The 3,605-nt window shown below is 64.0% G+C and carries 4 protein-coding genes; all 4 read right to left on the reverse strand.

Annotated features, from left to right (window positions below; genetic code table 11):
• Positions 1–264 (reverse strand): translation initiation factor IF-2 N-terminal domain-containing protein (locus tag QZ079_RS08555; protein WP_297037444.1); only part of this gene is annotated, 264 nt, incomplete at its 3' end.
• An 84-nt stretch (positions 265–348) separates the two neighbouring features.
• Positions 349–1,599 carry a transcription termination factor NusA gene (nusA, locus tag QZ079_RS08560; protein ID WP_297037445.1) on the reverse strand — a complete coding sequence of 417 codons (1,251 nt, stop codon included), beginning with the start codon at positions 1,597–1,599 and terminating at the stop codon, positions 349–351.
• 1 nt (position 1,600) lies between these two features.
• Entirely contained in the window at positions 1,601–2,095 is a 495-nt protein-coding gene (gene rimP, locus QZ079_RS08565; RefSeq protein ID WP_297037446.1) for a ribosome maturation factor RimP, read from the reverse strand.
• A 273-nt stretch (positions 2,096–2,368) separates the two neighbouring features.
• Positions 2,369–3,605 (reverse strand): class I tRNA ligase family protein (locus QZ079_RS08570; protein WP_297037447.1); only part of this gene is annotated, 1,237 nt, incomplete at its 5' end.

Consider the following 3,605-nt stretch of genomic DNA (forward strand, 5'->3'; position numbering starts at 1 on the left):
GAGACGCTCGCGTTCGGCTGCAGCGGCGCGCTCGGCCTCTTCGGCCGCGACACGCTCCTCCTCCTCGCGACGCTTAGCCTCGATCTCGGCCTCGCGTGCCTTGAGCACGGGGGCGAGCTCGCTGCGAACAAGCCTCACATATTGCTCGCTGAGCGACGAAGATGGGGACTTCGCAGGAATCATCAAACGGTCGAGATGCTCAAGGAGCTCAGTGGAAGACATTCCAAATTCTTTGGCAAGGCTGGAAATGCGGATATTTGCCATATGCCAATCACCTACCTCTCGCGCGCGGCGCGCGCCGTGTCGTCTAACGGGTCATGCCTGCAGGGCGCCTGCGCGCCCGACCCGCTAGAACCAGTCCTCCCCGGTCGCGTCCTCGCCGTCTTCGGCCTCCGGGTCATGGACGCCGCAGAAGCGGGAGCCCGGGCGTGCCTGGTTGCGGCAGCGCACGCCGTCCTCGCTCACGAATGCGCAGCGGCCATCCTCATCCTCGCCCACGAGGTCGTCGTCCGCCTCCTCGCGAACATGGAGGTTGCCGAGAATCTCGGCCGCGAGCTTCTCATTCTTGATGTCGATATGCCAGCCGGTGAGGCGGGCAGCGAGGCGGGCGTTCTGGCCATCCTTGCCGATCGCGAGCGAGAGCTGGTCGTCGGGCACGATCACGCCGGCATAGCCCTTCTCGGAATCAATGAGCACGCGCGAGACCTTCGCGGGCGAAAGGGCGTTGGCCACATAGCGCGCCGGATCTGCATCCCACAGGATCACATCGACGCGCTCGCCACGGAGTTCCGACACGACGGCGCGCACGCGGCTGCCCTTGGGGCCCACGCAGGCGCCCACCGGGTCGAGACGATCGTCGAGCGAGCGCACGGCGACCTTCGAGCGACGGCCAGGCTCGCGGGCGATGGACTTGATCTCGACGGTGCCCTCGTAGATCTCGGGGACTTCGTTCTCGAAGAGGCACTTGATGAGCGCCGGATGCGTGCGCGAGATGACGATGGGCGGACGCGAATGCTCGCCCTTCGTGGCGGGCTCGGTGGAATTGGGGTCGCGAACGTCGACGATGATGGCCTTCAGGCGCTGGTTGTGCAGGTAGCGCTCGCCGGCCGGGCGCTCGTTGGGCTCATCCGGATAGCGACGCTGGTCGAAGTGCGGTAGCTCCGCCTCGACGCCCTCGCGGATCTTCACAATGGTGAAGTCGGGCGTAGACTGCAGCACGGTACCAGTGATGATGTCGCCGATGCGCTCGGAGAACTCCTCAAAGATCTGCTCGCGAGCAGACTTGCGCACGATGGCGTTGATGGCGTCCTTCGCATGCTTGGCGGCAATGCGGCTCGTGTCCTTCGGCGTCACATCGCGCTTCGTGAACTCGGTGTACTCGTCCTTCTCCTCGTCGTAGGACTCCTCGACGGGAACAAGCTCGTAGACGTAGATCTTACCCGTGGCGCGGTCGATGATGACCTCGGCGCCGAAGGGAAGATGCAGGATGCTGCGATAGCTTTCCGCGAGTGAGCGTTCAAGCTCATCGATGAGCGCGAGCTGGTTCAGGTGCTTCTCCTGGCAGAGCTCCATGAGAGCTTCCATCATCTCAGATGCCATGTTAGTTCTTCCCTTCCTTCGCCTTGAAGTCGATGACCGGCTTCAGGGTGCATTTCTTTACGTCGTCAAACGCGATTTCGACGCGCTCGCCATCCTCGAGCTCGAGTGTGACAGAGGCGCCCGTCGCCTCCGCGATCACGCCCTTGAAGCGGCGGCGCCCCTCGGTCGCAGTGGTCGTGAGCTCGCAAGGCTCGCCGGTGAAGCGAGCGAAGTCGCACGGCCGACGCAGGGGACGGTCGATCCCGGGCGAAGACACTTCCAAGGTGTACGCACTCGGGATGGGGTCGAGCTCCTCGATGCGGTCGCCGACCCACGACGTATGCGCGCACACCTCGTCGAGCGACAGGGCCTCGCCCTCGGCGCCCTCCAGGCGCACGCGGACGCAGGGTGCCTTCGTGGCACCGGTAACCTCGACGTCAACGATATCGACGCCATGCTCAGGCGCGAGCTTCTCGAGCTCGTCGATGATGAGTTGCTCGGTCTTGCTCTTGACCATGCGACACCTCCTTGCAAGAAAAAGGAGCGCGGGCAGAACCCGCACTCCTCACACAACACGTCAATTACCGTGCCTTAGCATAGCACAAGCAGCTCAGATGGGGAAAATCCCGCGTCGCGTTGCAGGCTTCACCCGCTGTCGTCTCCGCAATAGCTCCACAAGTCTGGACGCTATATTGCCAGAGGGGCTTTTCGATATCAGTCGTATGCCGCGACTGAGGGTGTGCCCGGACAAGCTCATATGCCCCCGCGCGAACAGGGGCAGGACGGCTTGTTACTTCACCACGAGGTTCACGAGCTTGCCGGGGATACAGATGGCCTTGACGACCGTCTTGCCCTCGATCCACTTGGCAGCTGCAGCCTCGGCGGCAGAGCGCATCTCGTCCTGCGTCGCCGTAGTCGAGACTTCGACGCGGGCGCGCAGCTTTCCGAGCACCTGAACAGCGATCTCGACCGTGTCGCTCGCTGCCTCGGCGATGTCGAACTCCGGCCACGGCGCAGTGTAGACGCTCTCGGTGTGGCCGAGCGCCTCGTGCCAGAGCTCGTCCGCCCAAAACGGACAGATCGGCGCGAGCGAGCTCACGATATCCGTCGCGACGAGCTGGCAAAGAGCGGCGTCGCGCGCCTCGGGCGCGGCGTCGGTCGCGTTGAGGTAGGCGCTCGCAGCGTTCACGAGCTCCATGATGGCGCTGATCGCGGTGTTGAACTGCTGGCGGTCGAAGTCCTCGGTGCACTTGGCGAGCGTGCGGTGGCGTTCGCGGTAGAGCTGCTTCGCGGCGGCATCGAGCGAACCCGGGATGAGCCTTGCCGAGGCATCACCGGCGTTGGCAAGCTGCCACACGATGCGCCATGCGCGCTTGATGAAGCGGTTCGCGCCGGCGACGGCATCCTCGTCCCAATCGAAATCCTTCTCCGGCGGGGCGATGAAGAGGATCGCCAAGCGCATGGTGTCCGCACCATACGGCTCGATGACGCTCGACGGCGGCACCACGTTGCCCTTGGACTTGGACATGGTCTCGCCGTTCGCATCCTTCACCATACCCTGGCAGAGCAGATTCGTGAACGGCTCGTCGACATCGAGCATGCCAAGGTCGCGCAGGGCCTTGGTGAAGAAGCGGCTATAGAGCAGATGCAGGATGGCGTGCTCGATGCCACCGATGTAGTTATCGACCGGCATCCAGCGGTCTGCGGCCTCCCTGGAGAAGGGAAGCTTTTCGTTATGCGGATCGCAGTAGCGCAGGTAGTACCAGCTGGAACAGGTAAAGGTGTCCATGGTATCGGTCTCGCGACGAGCAGGACGGCCGCACACAGGGCAGGTCGTCTCATAGAACTCGCGGCACTCGGCAAGGGTCTCGCCGGCACCCAGATCGAGGTTCGCCGGGAGCGTCACCGGCAGCTGGTCCTCGGGAACGGGCACGATGCCGCAATGCTCGCAGTGCACCGCGGGAATGGGGTTACCCCAGTAGCGCTGGCGGCTGATGAGCCAGTCGCGCAGGCGGAACTGCACGGAA

This window comes from uncultured Enorma sp. (assembly GCA_905210055.1).
Classification (GTDB): domain Bacteria; phylum Actinomycetota; class Coriobacteriia; order Coriobacteriales; family Coriobacteriaceae; genus Enorma.

What these genes read in the sequence shown, in the direction of transcription:
- nusA (WP_297037445.1), bottom strand. Translation starts at nt 1,599, where the DNA reads ATGGCATCTGAGATGATGGAAGCTCTCATGGAGCTCTGCCAGGAGAAG.
- rimP (WP_297037446.1), bottom strand. Translation starts at nt 2,095, where the DNA reads ATGGTCAAGAGCAAGACCGAGCAACTCATCATCGACGAGCTCGAGAAG.